Source organism: Streptosporangium sp. LJ11 (assembly GCF_051918945.1).
GTDB lineage: Bacteria > Actinomycetota > Actinomycetes > Streptosporangiales > Streptosporangiaceae > Streptosporangium.
Genome location: NZ_JBPXMB010000003.1, coordinates 1 through 17,059, shown reverse-complemented (window position 1 = coordinate 17,059; position 17,059 = coordinate 1). Strand labels below are relative to the sequence as shown.

The 17,059-nt window shown below is 70.8% G+C and carries 12 protein-coding genes; 3 read left to right on the top strand and 9 right to left on the bottom strand.

Translation table 11 applies throughout. The annotated features are described in order from the left end of the window. Positions 1–10: 10 nt before the first annotated feature. Both ACTOQ3_RS04900 and ACTOQ3_RS04895 read right to left on the bottom strand, forming a co-directional pair. On the bottom strand, positions 11–1,555 hold the full coding sequence (locus ACTOQ3_RS04900; protein ID WP_440082202.1) for an MFS transporter: 1,545 nt from the start codon (positions 1,553–1,555) through the stop codon (positions 11–13). A 209-nt stretch (positions 1,556–1,764) separates the two neighbouring features. Further along, positions 1,765–5,061 carry a BTAD domain-containing putative transcriptional regulator gene (locus tag ACTOQ3_RS04895; RefSeq protein WP_440082201.1) on the bottom strand — a complete coding sequence of 1,099 codons (3,297 nt, stop codon included), beginning with the start codon at positions 5,059–5,061 and terminating at the stop codon, positions 1,765–1,767. Between the two features lie 236 nt (positions 5,062–5,297). Here ACTOQ3_RS04895 and ACTOQ3_RS04890 point away from each other — a divergent pair, with 236 nt between their 5' ends. Then, positions 5,298–5,624: a carboxymuconolactone decarboxylase family protein gene (locus ACTOQ3_RS04890; RefSeq protein WP_440082200.1), complete on the top strand. Its 327-nt coding sequence runs from the start codon at positions 5,298–5,300 to the stop codon at positions 5,622–5,624. Between the two features lie 95 nt (positions 5,625–5,719). Here the strand turns inward: ACTOQ3_RS04890 and ACTOQ3_RS04885 are convergent, their stop codons facing one another. Continuing rightward, entirely contained in the window at positions 5,720–6,979 is a 1,260-nt protein-coding gene (locus tag ACTOQ3_RS04885) for a nucleotide sugar dehydrogenase (RefSeq protein WP_440082199.1), read from the bottom strand. A 648-nt stretch (positions 6,980–7,627) separates the two neighbouring features. On the opposite strand from ACTOQ3_RS04885, the gene ACTOQ3_RS04880 reads away from it, so the two are divergent. Beyond that, a complete protein-coding gene (locus ACTOQ3_RS04880) occupies positions 7,628–9,736 on the top strand; it encodes a DUF4082 domain-containing protein (protein WP_440082198.1) in 2,109 nt (702 codons plus the stop codon). Between the two features lie 72 nt (positions 9,737–9,808). On the opposite strand, the gene rfbB is transcribed toward ACTOQ3_RS04880, so the two are convergent. From rfbB to ACTOQ3_RS04865, 3 genes are all read right to left on the bottom strand, one after another. Next, on the bottom strand, positions 9,809–10,786 hold the full coding sequence (rfbB, locus tag ACTOQ3_RS04875; RefSeq protein WP_440082197.1) for a dTDP-glucose 4,6-dehydratase: 978 nt from the start codon (positions 10,784–10,786) through the stop codon (positions 9,809–9,811). Continuing rightward, a complete protein-coding gene (locus ACTOQ3_RS04870; protein ID WP_440082196.1) occupies positions 10,783–11,850 on the bottom strand; it encodes a glucose-1-phosphate thymidylyltransferase in 1,068 nt (355 codons plus the stop codon). The genes rfbB and ACTOQ3_RS04870 overlap by 4 nt, the downstream gene beginning before the upstream one ends. A gap of 86 nt (positions 11,851–11,936) precedes the next feature. Next, the gene (locus ACTOQ3_RS04865; protein WP_440082195.1) at positions 11,937–12,470 is read right to left on the bottom strand and encodes a GtrA family protein; all 534 of its coding nucleotides are present in this window, start codon (positions 12,468–12,470) and stop codon (positions 11,937–11,939) included. A gap of 14 nt (positions 12,471–12,484) precedes the next feature. Here ACTOQ3_RS04865 and ACTOQ3_RS04860 point away from each other — a divergent pair, with 14 nt between their 5' ends. Beyond that, a complete protein-coding gene (locus tag ACTOQ3_RS04860; RefSeq protein ID WP_440082194.1) occupies positions 12,485–13,534 on the top strand; it encodes a glycosyltransferase family 2 protein in 1,050 nt (349 codons plus the stop codon). On the opposite strand, the gene ACTOQ3_RS04855 is transcribed toward ACTOQ3_RS04860, so the two are convergent. The 3 genes from ACTOQ3_RS04855 to ACTOQ3_RS04845 all read right to left on the bottom strand — a co-directional run. Next, entirely contained in the window at positions 13,452–14,276 is an 825-nt protein-coding gene (locus tag ACTOQ3_RS04855; RefSeq protein WP_440082193.1) for a GNAT family N-acetyltransferase, read from the bottom strand. The two genes, ACTOQ3_RS04860 and ACTOQ3_RS04855, sit on opposite strands and share 83 nt — an antisense overlap. Beyond that, positions 14,276–15,430, bottom strand: a complete 1,155-nt coding sequence (gene rffA / locus ACTOQ3_RS04850) for a dTDP-4-amino-4,6-dideoxygalactose transaminase (protein ID WP_440082192.1) — start codon at positions 15,428–15,430, stop codon at positions 14,276–14,278. Before rffA ends, ACTOQ3_RS04855 begins: the two co-directional genes overlap by 1 nt. A 79-nt stretch (positions 15,431–15,509) precedes the next feature. Further along, on the bottom strand, positions 15,510–17,059 hold a 1,550-nt coding region (locus ACTOQ3_RS04845; RefSeq protein WP_440082191.1), incomplete at its 5' end, for a hypothetical protein.

Below are 17,059 nucleotides of genomic sequence, written 5' to 3'. Positions count from 1 at the left end.
GCCGCACGAGTCACCGACGCGGCTCGGGAAGAAGCTCCTCGGGGATCACGTCGGGGACGCCGCGCAGGCTGACGAGCGAGACCGCCGCGAGTACGGCGATCGTCACCGCGGCGGTGATCGCGGTCACGTGGACCCCGGCGACGAAGGCCAGCCTGGCGGCTTCGGCGACGGCCCCGCCCAGCCGGGCGGGCAGTGCCGCGGCCGCCTCCAGGGCGGTGGGCAGCGACTCCCCGATGGGGCCCACCACCTCGCCGGGCACCCCCGCCGGAAGCCTGAGCTCTCCCCGGTAGACGCCGGTGAGGACGCTGCCCAGGACGGCGATGCCCAGCGCGCCGCCCAGCTCGAAGGAGGTCTCGGAGATCGCCGCCGCGGCGCCGGCCCGCTCCCTGGGCACGCTCGCGAGCACGGTGTCGTTGGTCACGGCGAACGTCAGCCCGATGCCCACCCCACAGACGATCATGGGGGCGAGGAAGTAGAGGTAGGGAGTGTCGAGAGCGGTCTGGCTGTAGCAGGCGAAGCCCGCGGCGGCCATCGCCAGGCCGAGCGCCACCACCCTGGCCCGGCCCCAGCGGGTGATCAGCCCCGCCGCCAGGACCCCGCCGACCGCCGCCGACATGCCCCCGGGCAGTCCCGCGAGACCGGCCCGCAGGGGCGACCAGCCCAGCACGAGCTGGAAGTACCAGGCGAAGATCAGCGACAGCGCGGACATGCCGAAGATGGCGACGAGGTTGGCACCGACCGAGGCGGTGAAGGCCCGGCGCCGGAAGAGGCGGATGTCGATCAGCGGGTCGGCGAGCCGGGTCTGCCGCCGGGCGAACAGCGCCAGGGCGGCGATCCCGACGACCCCCGGCACCAGGACGCCGGCACCGGTGAGGCCGTGCACGGCAGCCTCCTTTACAGCGTAGATCACGCCGATCACTCCGGCGATGGACAGCGGCACGCTCACGAGGTCCACCCGCCCCGCGGCGGGGTTGCGCGACTCCGGGAGCACGACGAGGCCGGCGAGCAGGATGAGCAGCATCACCGGCAGGTTGATCAGAAAGACCGAGCCCCACCAGAAGTGGTCGAGCAGCAGGCCACCGACGACCGGTCCCAGGGCGAACCCGGCCGCGCCCATCCCGCTCCACAGGCCGACCGCCGTGGTCCGCTCCTTCGGATCGGTGAACACGTTGCGGATGATCGACAGCGTCGAAGGCATGATCGTGGCACCCGCCACCCCGAGCAGGACGCGGGCGGCGATGAGCAGCTCGGGGGTGGGGGCGTAGGCGGTCACCCCCGAGGCCACGCCGAAGGCCGCGGCGCCGATGAGGAGCAGCCGCCTGCGGCCGATCCGGTCGCCGACGTTGCCCATCGTGATCAGCAACCCGGCGAGCGCGAAGCCGTACGCGTCGCCGATCCACAGGATCTGGGTCGACGAGGGCCGCAGGTCGGCGACCAGCTGGGGAAGGGCGAGATGCAGGACGGTGACGTCGACGGACAGGAGCAGCGCCGCCAGGCAGGCGACGGCGAGGGTCGCCCACCTGCGGCGCCCCGTGACCGGAGATTGATCGTTCATGCCCGTCATCGTGACCGGCGGCGCTGACGGCCCACGCACCTCCCGCTGACGCCCGCCGCACCGGGGGCGCGTGTCGCCGACGAGGACGCGTGCCGTCCACGCCTCCATCCCCGTCGGGCCGGCCCGGTGCCGGGACCGTCCGGGCCGTCCAGGCCGTGACCGTCCGGGCCGTCCGGGCCGCCGGGGTCGTCCGGGCCGTCAGGCCGGGGTCACGGGGCGAGCATCGCGAGCATCCCGCTCCGCGACATCCGGGTTCCCGCGCGCCACTCCTCCTCGTACGCGGCGTCGCCCATCCGGGCGCGGACGGCCGGCGTGACACCGGCGCCGGAGTCCGCCGCGGCGGTGCCGCAGAGGGCCGCGGCCGCGCCCAGCAGCCGGGCCGCGCTCCTGACGTCGCCCTCCAGCAACGCGACCTCCGCCAGCCCCTCGATCGCCGAGCCCGCCACCAGGGGGTAACGCTGCAGCGCCGGTTCCAGTGCCCTGCGGTACCAGGTCCTCGCCCCGGCGCCGTCTCCGCCCGACGCGGTGATCCGGCCCAGGTCGACGATGATGCGCAACCGGACCTCCTCGGTGCTGTACCACTCCTGCGTGCACAGCTCCAGGGCCCGGAGGGCGAGGTCGAGCGCCTCGTCCAGGTTCCCGCGAAGCCTGGCGATCTCGGCGAGACCGTGGTGGACCTTGGCCATCACGTCGGGGGCTCCCGCCCGGCGGGCGTGGTCGATCGCGCGAAGGTACTCGGCGTGGGCGGTCGCGAGGTCGCCGTCGCGTACGGTCCCCGCGGCCCCACGGCAGACGAGCTCCGCGATGTCCTCGTCCGACCCGAGTTCCTCCGCCAGGCGAAGCGCCTCCCCGCCCAGCGCGCGCGACGCGTCCCTGTCCTGCCGCAGGTCGGCGAGCCCGGCCAGCTCGGCCAGCGTGAGCGCGCTCCCCCAGCGCTCCCCGAGGGACCGGAACAGCTCCAGCGCCTCCCCGAAGGAGCGCTCGGCGCTCCCGGCGTCGCCGCCGTACCGGTAGAAGTAGCCGTAGCCGAAGTGGGACAGCGCCCGCAGCCACGGGTCGGCGATGACGAAAACCTTCGGCTCCTCCGGCAGGAAGTCGGGCGGACCGGTGAACATCGGCCACAGCATGCCCAGGAACGGCCACCGGTACGGCAGGTCGATCGGCGGGATGATCTGAACGATCGTCTCCAGAAGGGCGAAATGCCTGGGCGACCGCGTCTCCCCGGAGGAGGCCACGAGCACGCACATGGCGTACTCCTCCTCCATCCCCTCGGCCGGAACGGCCGCCGTCGCGCTCCCCGCCGGAGCGGACCCCGTCACGTCCCCGAACGGCGCGAGCCCGATCGCGCGCTCCGCCGGTGCGGAACCGGCCGGCCCCCCGGCCGGAGCGGCCCCGGTCGCGCCCTCGGCGGGGACCGGCCCGATCGCGGCGAGCAGGTCGGCGGCGATGGCCGCGCCCTCCGAGCGGCGGCCCCGCAGCCACCAGTACATGGCGAGCCCGGCGAGCAGGCGCAGCCCCAGCCCGGTCCTGCCGGTGTCGACGGCCCAGCGCAGCGCGGCGTGCAGGTCGTCGTGCTCCTCGTCCAGCCGCCGCAGCCACTCCAGCTGCCCGGCGTCGCGCAGGTGGGAGTCCGCCGTGGCCACCAGGTCCGCGTAGTACGCGGCGTGCGCCTCGCGGCGCGCCTCGGTCTCGCCGGTCTCGGCCAGCCGTTCCGCGCAGTACACGCGGATGGTCTCCAGCATCCGGTAGCGCTCACCCACCCGCTCGACGAGCGACTTCTCCGCGAGGGAACTCAGCAGGTCGACGGCCTCGTCCTCGCGCAGCCCGCACACCCGCCCGGCCGCCTCCAGCGTCGCGCCGCCCACGAAGACGGTGAGCCGCCCGGCCAGCGACCGCTCGTCGCCGTCGAGCAGGTCCCAGCTCCAGGCGACCACGGCGCGCAGCGTCTGGTGCCGGGGCAGCGCGGTGCGGCTGCCGCGCGACAGCAACCGGAACCGGTCGTCCAGCCGGGAGGCCACCTCGGCCACCGGCAGGGAACGCAGGCGCGCCGCGGCCAGCTCCAGCGCGAGCGGCAGCCCGTCCAGGGCCCGGCAGATGCCCAGCACCTGCTCGACGTTGGCGTCGTCGACGCGGAAGCCCGGAAGCACCGCCGCCGCCCTGTCGGCGAAGAGCCGCACGGCCGGGTAGGCCAGGGCCTCTCCCGCGGCGGTGCCCGCCCTCGGCACCGGCAGCGGCGCGACCGGGTGGATCATCTCTCCGGTGATGCCGAGCGCCTCCCTGCTGGTGACCAGGACGCGCAGCCCCGGGCAGGCGGCGAGCAGGCGGTCGGCGAGCTCGGCGACCTCCGCGACCAGGTGCTCGCAGTTGTCCAGGACGAGCAGCACGGGACGGTCGGCCAGCACCGCGACCAGCCTGGCCAGGGGGGCGGGCATCGGGCGGGCGGAGCCGGGGAACAGGCCGGCGTCGCGGACGCCCAGCGCGCCGAGGACGGCCTGGGCCGCCTCCCCCTCGCCGAGGACGGGGGCCAGTTCCACGAAGCACACGTCGCCCCGCTCCCCCGCGGCGACCTCACCGGCCAGCCGGGTCTTGCCCGCGCCGCCGGGACCGACCAGGGTGACCAGTCTCGCCTCGCCGAGCAGCGCGCGGAGCCTGGACATCTCGTCCTCCCTGCCGACGAAACTGGTCAGCGGGGCCCACAGACCCGATCGGACGGGCGCGGCACCGCCGGCTGCGACGTCGGCCGTGCCGTCGCCGGAGGCACCGGTCAGGGCGGGGTCGGCTCTGAGTACCGCCAGGTGCACGGCGGCCAGTTCCGCCGACGGGTCCACGCCGAACTCCTCACCGAGGATCCGTCTGGCCCCCTCGTACACCTCCAGGGCCTCGGCCCGCCTGCCCGCGTTGTACAGGGCACGCATCAGCTGCCCGTGCAGCCGCTCCCTGAAGGGGTGGGCCGCGGTCAGCTCCTGCAGCTCGGCGACGAGCTCGCGGTGGCGGCCGAGCTCCAGCTCCGCCTGGACGCGGTCCTCCACGCAGTCGAGCCGGAGCCTCTCCAGCCTGGCCGAGGGCGCCCGGGCGAACGGCGACTCCCCCACGTCGGCGAGGGCGGGCCCGCGCCACAGGGAGAGGGCCTCGCCCAGCAGCCCGACGGCCCTGCCGTGCTCGCCGGAGGCCAGGGCCCGGCGGCCTTCGGCGGCGAGCCGTTCGAAGCGGTGGGCGTCGACGGCGTCGGCACCGGCCGCGATCCGGTATCCCGCCGGGTGGAACTCGATCATCTCCTGGACGCCGAGCGTCCTGCGCAACCGCGAGACCTGGGACTGCAGGGCGTTGGCGGCGCTCGCGGGCGGATCGTCGCCGTACAGGCCGCCGATCAGCCGCTCGGTGGTCACCACCCTCCCCGCGTCGAGGAGGAGCATCACGAGCAGCGCGCGCATCCCCTGCCCGCCCACGGCGACCACGCGCCCGCCGTCGAGCCGGATCCGGGTGGGACCGAGGATGTCGAACCGCATAGCCCGATTATCGTGGCTTCTCCCCTTTCCGCTTCTCCTTCCCCTCGCACCGCCGATCGGGGTCCGCGCGTGTAATGCCGGATGATCTCTGGTACGACATATATCTACATGTAAGAGCTTTGGGGAAAAAAGATCTTTCTTTGGCGCCGGAGGGGGCGGGGCAGGCGGGGTAGGGACTCCACTGGCCGTCCCCGCCAGGGAACGGCCGCCGGGGGGGCTCCACACGGAGGTGTTCGATGGAACAGGTCCACAGCTGGGACCACGGCGAGAACGAGCCCGGCGACCTCTTCGGGGCGACCGCCGAGAGCCTGTTCGCCGAGGTGTGGTCCAGGAAGGGGATCTCGAACCGCGACCGGCGCATGCTGCTGGTCGGCCTGCTCGTCGGCCAGGGCATGGGCGAGGACGTCGACGTCCAGCTCGACGCGGCGCTGCGGACCGGCGACCTCACCCCCGACGAGCTCCGCGAGGTCGTCGTCTTCCTCACCCACTACGCCGGATGGCCCCGGGGCGCCAGGCTCAACGGCCAGGTCGAGGAGCTGATCGCCCGCGTCATGAGGTCCTGACGTCCGGCGCGACCGGTCGGCCGCCCGCCTCCCGGGATCGCGCCCGCACGCGCGGGTCCTGCCGGCGGGACCGGCCGGTCGCCCGCGACGCGAGGTCAGAGTCTCTCGACGTTGGGTCCCCGGCAGCGGTTCCTGGTGTCGAAGACGAGGGCGCTCGCCCTCTGGACGAGTCCGTAGTCGAAGCAGTCGTGGTCGGTGAGGACCACCACCGCGTCCGCCTTCGCCAGTTCCCGTTCCGAGAACGCGACGATCTCGATGCCCTGCGGCAGCAGGAAGCAGTCCACGTGCGGGTCGGCGGCCCGTACGTCCGCGCCCAGCTTGCGAAGGCCCCTGACCACGTCGATCGCGGGTGACTCGCGGCAGTCTCCGGCGTTCTTCTTGTACGCGAGGCCGAGCGCGAGCACCCGGCTGCCGTTGACCGGCTTGCGCAACCGGTTCAGCGCGAGACCGACCCGGCGCACGACGTGGTCCGGCATGTGGGCGTTGATGTCGTTGGCCAGCTCCACGAACTGGAAGTTGTGCCCCAGGCTGCGCTTGACCTTCCACGACAGGTACGACGGGTCGATCGGCAGGCAGTGCCCGCCGACGCCGGGCCCCGGGGTGAAGCGCATGTAGCCGAACGGCTTGGTGGAGGCGGCGTCGATGGCCTCCCAGGCGTCGATGCCGAGCTGCTGCGCGAAGATCGACAGCTCGTTCACCAGGGCGATGTTGACGTGCCTGAAGGTGTTCTCCAGCAGCTTGCACAGTTCGGCCACCTGCGGCGAGGAGACCGGCACGACCTCGTCCACGATCCTCGAGTAGAACGCCCGGATCCGCTCCAGGGACGTCTCGTCGACGCCGGAGACCACCTTGGGGGTGTTCCCCAGGCGCCAGTGCTCGTTGCCCGGGTCGATTCGCTCGGGGCTGTAGCCCAGATGGAAGTCCTGCGGTGCCCGCAGTCCCGAGCCCTCCTCCAGCAGCGGCAGCAGATACTCCTCGGTGGTCCCCGGATAGGTGGTGGACTCCAGGACCACCGTGACGCCCCGCCGCAGCAGCGGGGCGATCGACTCCCCCGCCGCGCCGATGTGGCGCAGGTCGGGAACGCCCTCGCGCAACGGCGTCGGCACGGTTATCACGCAGACGTCGAACCCCTCGGCGGCGGCGTAGTCGGCGCTGGCCAGGTATCGGCCGGACCGGTGGGCCAGGGACAGCATCTCGTCGCCGACGTCCTCGACATAGGACTCGGCGGCGTTGAGGCGCTTGACCCGCCACTCGTCCAGGTCGACTCCCACGACGTCGAAGCCTGCCGTGACGGCGCCCATCGCAAGTGGCAGGCCGACGTATCCCTGGCCGACCACAACCAGTTTCTCTCCCACGGCAGAACCTCCGTCGATTTGGGATTAAGACCCGACCTCGACTGTAGGAGTCTCGCTTTCCCGTACCACCGATTCCGCCGCCGTCCGGGCGTGTCGCCCGGAATCCGGGGCTGCTCAAGCACGGCGCACGGGACCGGACCGACCACCGATAACAGCGCCAAAACCTTAAAACATTACCTAATCATCTCAAATATGCATTTATACTTTTTATGCACATATTATGGGTGACCAGCAGGTGGGCCGGTGCGCGCGCGGACGAAATCAGGCCACCTTCCACCCGCACCCGGACGCCCCTTCGAACAGGATCGATACCGCTTTAACGCCGAAAAGTAAGTAATGTCCGGAAGAATTATCGAGTAAATTTTTCATCAGCCGCATATCAACATGCGCTCTTCCTGGACGTACGCGAGCCCGCGCACGCCACCCTCCACGGCAGAGTCGTCAGCGTGTTACGTGACGCCTTTTCAGCGACGTGACGACATTCCGATGATTTTTCTCAACATCCACCTTTAGTCTCCTCTGTGTGATTAATACGACAAAACACATAGAGGCTCGACAAAGACCTCAAGTTTCATTCATGACAGATCACAGGCGACGGAACGCTCCGGACGTCTGACGCATCACGAGATCAGTGAGGAGTTGTGTCGCATGTCCAAACCCGTTCGCGACGCGCTCGACCAGACGGCCGGCACGGCCGCAACCATGATCGACACCGGGGGTTCCCGGAGCCGGCCGCTCTTCCGGTTCCGCCCGCCCCGCCCGCGGGGTGCCGCCGGCCGCGTCCTGCTGAAGGCGGCCGTGGCGGCCGCCCTCGCGATGGGCGCGGTCGCCGGCACCCCGGCCGGCGCGAGCGCGGCCGATCCGGTGGACATCGGCGACGCCGCGCCGTTCGGGGTGCTGGCGGCCGCGATCACCAACGTGAACTCCACGACGGTCACCGGCGACCTGGGGGTGAGCCCGGGAACCACGGCGAGCGGCTTCCCGCCCGGCACGGTCTCGGGGACCAAACACCTGGGAGACGCCACCGCGGCGCAGGCCAAGGCCGACGCGGCCGGTGCCTACGACGACGCCGCCGGACGCACGCCCGACGCCACGGTGGCCGCCCAGCTGGGCGGGACGACCAGGGGGCCGGGCGTCTACGACTCCGTCAGCGGCAGCTTCTCGATCAACGGGACCCTCACCCTCGACGCGCAGGGCGACCCGGACGCCGTCTTCATCTTCCAGGCGTCCGCCCTCAACGCGGCGAACGTCAGCAACATCAGCCTCCTGCGCGGCGCCCAGGCCGACAACCTCTTCTGGCAGATCGACGGCTCGGCGACGCTGGGCACCTACTGCACCTTCCGCGGCAACATCCTGGCGCAGGACTCAGTCACGATCAGCAGCGGGGCCAACGTCAACGGCCGCGTCTTCGCGTTCGACGGCACGGTCGCCATCCAGGGCACCGGCAGCCTGCCGCACACCCGCGTCACCGTGCCGAACGACCCGCCGACCACCACCACCCTGACCTCCTCCACCGACCCCGCGTGGAGAGGGGAGCCGGTCACTCTGACGGCGACGGTGCAGGCGGTCAGCGGTACGGTCGTACCCGCCGGCGAGGTGGTCTTCAAGGACGGCTCGACCGTCCTCGGCTCGGCCTATCACGACAGCTCGGCCCCCGCCCGGATCACGGTCTCCGACCTCTCCGGGGGAGAGCACGAGATCGTCGCCGTCTATCTCGGGGGTGACACCTTCGACAACGAGGCCCTGATCCACTTCGCGCCGAGCACGTCACCGCCCGTCACCCAGAGCATGTCGGACAGCCTGTGGAACAGCGCGGAGGTGCCCGCCGTCCCCGCGCAGCCCGACGCGCAGGGGGTCACCGTCGGCGTCAAATTCAGGGCGACGACGAGCGGGACCGCGATCGGCATCCGGTTCTACAAGGGCCCGCAGAACATCGGCACCCACGTCGGCAGCCTGTGGACGAGTGGCGGCGCCCTCCTGGCCAGCGCCACCTTCACCGACGAGACCGCCTCCGGCTGGCAGCAGGTCACCTTCTCGACACCGGTGCCGATCACCGCCAACACCACCTACGTCGCCTCGTACCACGCTCCGGCCGGCCGCTACGCGACAACCCGCCCCTACTTCGTCTCCCAGTACTCCAACGGCCCTCTCTCCGCCCTCGCCAGCGGCGCCGCGGGTGGCAACGGCGTCTACACCTACGGGGCGTCGAACGCCTTCCCCGTGAGCAGCTACCAGTCGACGAACTACTGGGTCGACGTCGTGTTCATCCCGACGGACAGCCTGTGGGACAGGGTGGCGGTGCCCGCCATCCCGTCGCAGCCCGACACGCAGGGGATCTCCGTCGGCGTCAAGTTCAAGCCGGCGACGAACGGGAAGGTGAGCGGGATCCGGTTCTACAAGGGCCCGCAGAACACCGGGGTCCACACCGCCAGCCTGTGGGCGAGCAACAGCGAGCTCCTGGCCAGCACCCCCTTCACCGGCGAGACCGCCACCGGCTGGCAGCAGGCCAACTTCCCGCAACCCGTCGACGTCACCGGTGGCACCACCTACGTCGCCTCGTACCACACCACATCCGGCTACTACTCGATGAACCGCCCCTATTTCACGTCCCCGTACGTCAACGGCTCCCTGACCGCCCTCGCCAACGGCGCCGAAGGCGGCAACGGCGTCTACACCTACAACGCGAACAACATCTTCCCGACGAGCAGCTCCCAGGCGACGAACTACTGGGTCGACCCGGTCTTCCACGCCAACTGACGCGACGCTTGCGTAACCCGTAACCCGTGACCCGTGACCCGTGACCCGTGCCCCCGTGGCACGGGTCCGGTGTCAGGGCGTCCGCTCCTTGAGCGGGCGCCACCACCGAGGGTTGTCCCGATACCACCGGACCACCTCGGCCAGGCCGTCGCCGAAGTCCTTGCGGGGCTCGTAGCCGATGGCCCGGATCTTCGTCCAGTCGACGGAGTAGCGGCGGTCGTGCCCGAGCCGGTCGGCCACGGGCTCGACCGCCTCCCATCCCGCGCCGAGCGCGGCCAGCAGCCGCCCGGTCAGCTCCCGGTTGGTCAGCTCGACGCCGCCGCCGATGTTGTAGACCTCACCGGGCGTCCCCTTCCTCAGCACCGTCTGGATGCCCCTGCAGTGGTCGTCGACGTGCAGCCAGTCGCGCACGTTGAGCCCGTCGCCGTAGAGCGGGACCTTCTCGCCGTCGAGGAGGTTGGTGACGAAGAGCGGGATCAGCTTCTCGGGATGCTGGTAGGGGCCGTAGTTGTTGGAACAGCGGGTCACCCGGACGTCGAGCCCGTGGGTGCGGTGGTAGGCGCGGCAGAGCATGTCGCCGCCCGCCTTGGCCGCGGAGTAGGGCGAGTTCGGCAGCAGAGGTTCGCCCTCGCTCCAGGAGCCCTCCTCGATCGAGCCGTACACCTCGTCGGTGGAGACCTGGAGGACCGTGCGGACCCCGCCCTCCAGCGCGGCCTGGAGAAGTCTCTGGGTCCCCAGCACGTTCGTCGTCACGAAGTCGCCCGCGCCCGCGATGGACCGGTCGACGTGGCTCTCCGCCGCGAAGTTCACGACCACGTCGTGGCCGGGGACGACGTCCGCGAGGAGCCGCGCGTCGGTGATGTCACCCCGCACGAACGCGTAACCGGGGTGGCCGTCGAGGGGGGCGAGGTTGGCGAGGTTGCCCGCGTAGGTGAGCTTGTCCAGGACGGTGACCCGCGTGTCCTCGCAGCCGGGCCAGGAGCCGAGCAGCAGGGACCTGGCGTAGTGGGACCCGATGAACCCGGCTCCGCCGGTGACGAGGACTCTCATGCGCGCACCTGGATCCTGCTGTGGTCGCCCACCATGAGCTCGTGGGTGTTGGACACGCCGGCCGCGCGGCTGACCTCGACGTTGCGCCCGATCAGGGAGTGCGCGATGCGCGAGACGCCCTGCACGGAGGAGCCGTCGAGCACGATGGAGTATTCGATCTCGGCGTTGCCGACCAGGCAGCCGGAGCCGATCGAGGTGAAGGGACCGACGTAGGAGGAGAGGATCTTGGTGTCCGCGCCGATCACGATCGGGCCGCGGAGGATCGAGTTCTCCACCACCGCGCCCGGCTCGACGACGACCCGCCCGGTGATCTCACTCAGGCCGTCCACGGTGCCTTTGATGTCGGGCTCGACGCGTTCGAGGACGATGCGGTTGCACTCCAGCATGTCCTGGAGGCGCCCGGTGTCCTTCCAGTAGCCGCTGACGAGATGCGAGTGGACGCGGAAGCCGTTGCCGAGGAGCCACGCGACGGCGTCCGTGATCTCCAGCTCGCCGCGTGCCGACGGGGTGATCGCCCGGACCGCCTCGTGGACGGCCGGGGAGAAGATGTAGACCCCGACGATCGCGAGGTCGCTGCGCGGGTGCTCGGGCTTCTCCTCCAGCCCGAGGATCTCCCCTCCCGGCCCTATCTCGGCCACTCCGTAGAACTGCGGTTCGGCGACCCTGGTGAGCAGGATCTGCGCGTCGTGGTCGGCCAGGCGGAAGGCGTCCACCAGATCGGTGATGCCGTCCACCAGGAAGTTGTCCCCCAGATACATCACGAACGGTTCGTCGGCGAGGAACTCCCTGGCGATCAGGACGCAGTGCGCCAGCCCGAGGGGGGCCTCCTGCGGGATGTACGTGACGTCCAGCCCGAACCGCGAGCCGTCGCCCACGGCGTCCCGGATCTCGTGGCCCGTGTCGCCGACGACGATGCCCACGCTGGTGATGCCGGCCTGCCGGATCGCCTCAAGCCCGTAATAGAGCACCGGCTTGTTGGCGACCGGGACCAGTTGTTTCGCCGAGGTATGGGTCAGCGGGCGCAGCCTCGTTCCCTTGCCGCCCGCCAGAACGAGTGCCTTCAACGCTCTCTGAGTCCTTCCGCGAAGAACGCATGGCCGTGCGACCACATGTCCGGCCGATTTTACAGGGATCCGGAATCGATGCCTCTTCACCGGCTCGCGCCTTTACCGATGAGCGTACGGGGTGTTGCCTTTTTAACACTTTTCCTCGGTTCACGGAACACCCACGCCCGGTTTATCGCATAACTCAGCGGCGGGCTCATCACTATCACCACCCCCTGGGCCACCATGATCGAGATCCCGGCGTGTTCCACCAGAAGCGGGACCCCGATGACGGACGCCGCGAGGAAGCTCAGCCCGACCGCGTAGAACCGCAGGTAACCTGCCGGCCAAGAGTGCCCGGAGCCGCGGAAGACCACCAGCCTGTACCAGGGGTAGACGATCACCACGGTCACCAGGTGGCCGGCCACGGCCAGGAAAAGATAAGGGACGTCATCTTCAACGACCAGCAATCCTAGGCCGAGGAGAGCGTAATAGACCATGGCCGTCATGGCGCCGGCGAGCAGATATGTGATGCGGTGGCCAGCAAAAGCCGAGATCACGGCCGGCCGCCCGAAATGCGAATTATTGTCACGGGCGGTTCCACCTTCGACTTCAACCATGCGACGGTCGCTCCGGATCATGATCTGACATTGGGATGAAACAGGATTGTAGTAGGCGACGGGAAATAAGCGGGGGATCAATGTCGGTGTCGGTGGTTATTCCGTGTTACCGCTCAGCGCGGACCCTTCCGGCGCTGGTGGACAGGCTCATGCCGGTCCTTCGCGGGCTGTCCGTCCCGCACGAGGTGATCCTCGTCGTCGACGGAAGCCCGGACGACACGTGGGAGACCGCCGCCGAGCTGGCCCGCCGGGTCGACGCGGTCCGGGCGATCCGCCTGTCCCGGAACTACGGGCAGCACAACGCGCTGGTCGCCGGCATCAGGGAGGCGGCGTTCGAGGTCGTCGTCACCATGGACGACGACCTGCAACATCCCCCCGAGCAGATCCCTCTCCTGCTGGCCGCCCTCGAAGGCGACCGCCTCGACCTGGTGTACGGCGTCCCGCACGAGGAGGAGCACGGGTTCCTGCGGAGTCTCGCGTCCCGATCGGTCAAGGCCGCCATGGCCGGCGCGCTGGGCATCCGCACCGCGCGTACGATCAGCGCCTTCCGTGCCCTGCGCACGCACATGCGCGACGGGTTCGAGGACCTGTCCGGCCCGCACGCGTCGATCGACGTGGCCCTGTCATGGGCCACCACGCAGGTGGGCTCCGTCGGCGTGCGCATGAACGAGCGCGACCACGGGCGGTCGAACTACACGCCGCGCCTGCTGGTCGGGCACGCGATGAACATGCTCCTCGGGTACAGCACCGCTCCGCTCCGCGCGGCGAGCTACCTCGGATTCCTCGTCGGCGTGATCGGCCTGCTGCTGGGGGGCGCCGTCCTGTGGCGTTTCGCCGCGGGCGACACCACGGTGGCCGGGTTCACCACCATCGCCTCGATGGTCGCGCTCTTCTCCTCCGCCCAGCTGGTGTCCATCGGAGTCCTCGGCGAGTACATCGGCCGCATTCACGGAAACGGCATGGGCCGCCCGACGTACGTGGTGCGCGAGCGCGTCGGGTCGTCTACCGCCGATCTTCCCCAGCGGCCCGGCGGCCCTGGCGTTCCCGCGCGCGCAGGAGCCGGCTCCGGACCAGATGAACGGTGAGGAAGGTCTGGACGGGCTCGAATCCGTACCTCGCCCATGCCCTCTGCACCCGCGTGTTGTGTCCCTGGGTGGAGATGACGACCTCTGCCGCGCCACGCGCCAGCGCGCGGTCCTCGACGGCCCTGAGCAGGTGGGCGTAGAGACCCCGCCCCTGCGAGCCGGGGATCACCCCGGCCAGGAGGATCTCCGTCCGGGGGCCGTCCTCCTCCAACGTGGCCAGCCCGAGCAGGCGGGGCCCCTCCACTCCCGCGCCTCGCTCCTCCAGTGCCAGGCACTCCCCCTCCGCGGACGACCTCAGTGCCCATTCCCGGTAACCCGCCAGGGCCTTGACGGCGTCGAACAGCGGATTGGCCAGGTAGTGGTTCCCGTACGCGCCGAAGATGTCGGAGACCAGTGCCTCCACCGCGGCGGGACCGACCGGCTCCGACGTCCGCAGATCGGGCGACGGAGCGGGCCCGCGCCCCTCTCCCGCGCGCAGGCGCCAGTACACGAGGGAGTCCGCGAACACGGCGGTCCGGCCGAGCGCGGTCAGCTTCGCGAACCAGCCGACGTGTTCGGCCGGATACCGGAGCACGACGACGTCCGCGACCGACCCCAGGAGCGCCTCGCGGACCGCGGAGAACGGTGCCCCGGACTCGGCGGGGACGGTGAGGCGCTCCACGGAACATCCGAACCGGGCCGATTCCAGCGGCGACTCCACGGCCCGTACGGCCCGCGCCTCGATCACGTCGTGCCAGGCCATCAGCTCACCTCGTAGGACCGGACGGCGTCGATCACTCGCGCCACGGCGGTCTCGTCCAGGTCGGCGTAGAGCGGCAGCCGTACGAGGCGGTCGGCGACCCTCTCCGTGACCGGGCAACCGCCCGGGGCCACACGACCGAACCTCGCCCCCGCGGGCGCGGCGTGCAGGGGCTGGTAGTGGAACGTCGCCTGCACGCCTCCCCTCCGGAGATGGCCGATGAAGGCCTGGCGATTCTCCAGATCCGGGAGCAGCAGGTAGTACAGGTGCGCCGGATGCGTGCAACCGTCCGGGATCGCCGGCTGGGAGATCCCGTTCCTGGCCGCCCAGTCCGCCAGGTCCTCGTGGTACCGGTACCAGATGGCGTGACGCCGGGACTGGATCTCGTGGAACGACTCCAGCTGCGAGGTCAGCTGTGAGGCCAGGACGTCGGACAGCAGGTAGCTGGAGCCGATGTCGACCCACCGGTACTTGTCGACCTGGCCGCGGAAGAACCGGCTGCGGTCGGTGCCCTTCTCCCGGATGACCTCGGCGCGCGCGACGAGACCGGCGTCGTTCAGAAGTAGCGCGCCGCCCTCCCCGCACTGCACGTTCTTCGTCTCGTGGAAGCTCTGCGCGGCCATGCTGCCGAACGATCCGAGCGGCCGGCCCCGGTAGGACCCGCCCAGGCCGTGGGCGTTGTCCTCGATGAGGGTGAGGCCGTGCCGATCGCAGAGTTCGGCGATCTCCTCCATCGCGCACGCGATGCCCGCGTAGTGGACGACCACGACGGCCCGCGTGCGATCGGTGATCGCCGCTTCGATCAGCCGCTCGTCCACGTTGAGGGTGTCGGGCCTGCAGTCGACGAAGACCGGGACCGCCCCGCGCAGCGCGTAGGCGTTGGCCGTCGACATGAAGGTGAACGACGGCATGATCACCTCGTCGCCGGCCTGGAGGTCCAGGAGGATCGCCGACATCTCCAGCGCGTGCGTGCAGGAGGTGGTCAGCAGCACCTGGCCCGCCCCGGTGATCTTTCCGAGGATCTCGGCGGCCCGCCGGGTGAACGGCCCGTCCCCGCAGGTGGATCGCAGCCGCACGGCCTCCCCCAGGTAATCCAGCTCGTTCACCGAGATGTGTGTTCGGTTGAAGGGGATCGTCTTCAGGTCGGTTGCGTTCACGGCCGAAGTGAACAACGAAAGGACCGGGCGACACGTGTTGCGCCGTCGTTCCTTGGCGATCCATTACGCAAGTCTTAGGTCACGCCGATCCGTCCGGAATCCGGTAGACGGCGTAGTCGCCGGAACGAAAGCGGAGCTCGGCGAAGTCCCCGATGTCCCCGATCCTCGATGCCCGGCCCGCGCGGCGCTCGTCGGCGAGGAGCCAGCGCACCTGGTAGCGCTCGCGCAGGCGCTGGATCGCGGCCGCCGAGGGCGCGTGGAAGGCGGCGTCGTTCAGCCTGATCCGTTCACCGTCCCAGAACGGCAGATACTCCGTCAGGGACCCCGGACGCCAACGGCTCATGTTCGCGGAGGTGTAGGTCCACCCCTCGACCAGCACGCGCCGTTCGGACAGGGCGGCCACCCAGAACTGGCTGCTGTCGCACGGGTTCTCCCGCCCCCAGCGGCAGTGCGCGTTCGTGGCGACCAGGTCGTCCGGTCCGGAGTGGGCGCGCAACCAGCGCGCCGCGGCCAGTGTCCCCTCGGGGATCACCTCGGCCGCCGCACGGTGCGGGCCGCCCTTCGCCGCACCGTAGGCGAACGAACCGCCGTGCAGGAACGCGAGAATCCGCGCGTGCGCCGCCGCGGGCAGGCCGACGGCCGCCAGCATGAACATCACCAGGGCGAGGACGCGGAGCCTGCGCCGGCCGGCGAGAAGCAGCCCGGCGGAGGCCAGGAGCACGATGAGCGAGAGAGCGGCGTACGGCCCGTAGAGGGCGATCTCCGCCTGGTCCGGGCCGAGGGGGACCGTGACGCCGCAGGCGAGGGGGATCAGGTACGCGGCGACCACCCCGGCACCGGCCGCGCACGCGGCCGTCCTGAGCGGGAGCCGGGCCCGTCTCCGGATGACGAGGAGCCCGTGGACCGCGACGATCACCGGGTAGGGGTAGGCCCCCCGCAGGAAGTAGAGCTGGCTCAGGTCGGGGTGCCCGAGCAGGAGTGCCGCGCCAAGGCCCGCCGCGCCGATGCCCAGCATGAGAACCACCGCGGGGCGCAGGAGCAACCGCCGCCGGCAGAGCAGGCCGAGGGCTCCGCACCAGGCGACGGCCCAGCACAGTAGGTACAGCGCGGCGAAGCCGAACACGGAGGCCGGTGCGAGATCGTCCGCTCCCCCCCGCGAGGTCAGTTCCGCCCACGTCACCCGCACGAACCCGAGGACGTCGACGATCGTTCCCTGCCGCACCTGGCCGAACAGCACGAACTGGGCGTAGAGCAGGCAGGCCGTGGCCATCCCCAGGGCGATCAGCGCGGCCCGGATCGACCGGCGCCTCCTGACCGCCTGGACCGTGGCCACCGCCGCGAGCCCGGCGATGAGCAGGGGCAGGTAGGTCGCCTTCGCCCCCATGACGACGACGAGGAAGATCCCCAGCAGGAGCCACGGGCCGGTGCCGCGCTGGCGGCGCTCCAGAAGGTCGATGAGCACGATGACGACGGGGGCGAACAGCAGTGCCCCGAACGTCTGGGTGGGACTCGACCAGGCGGTGTCCTGGATGCCGCCCCAGGTGAAGTTGGGGTTCGCGCCGAGGTAGAGGCTCGGCGCCGCGACGAAGACCGTACCGCCGACGGCCAGGAGGGCGCCCGCCCACGAGC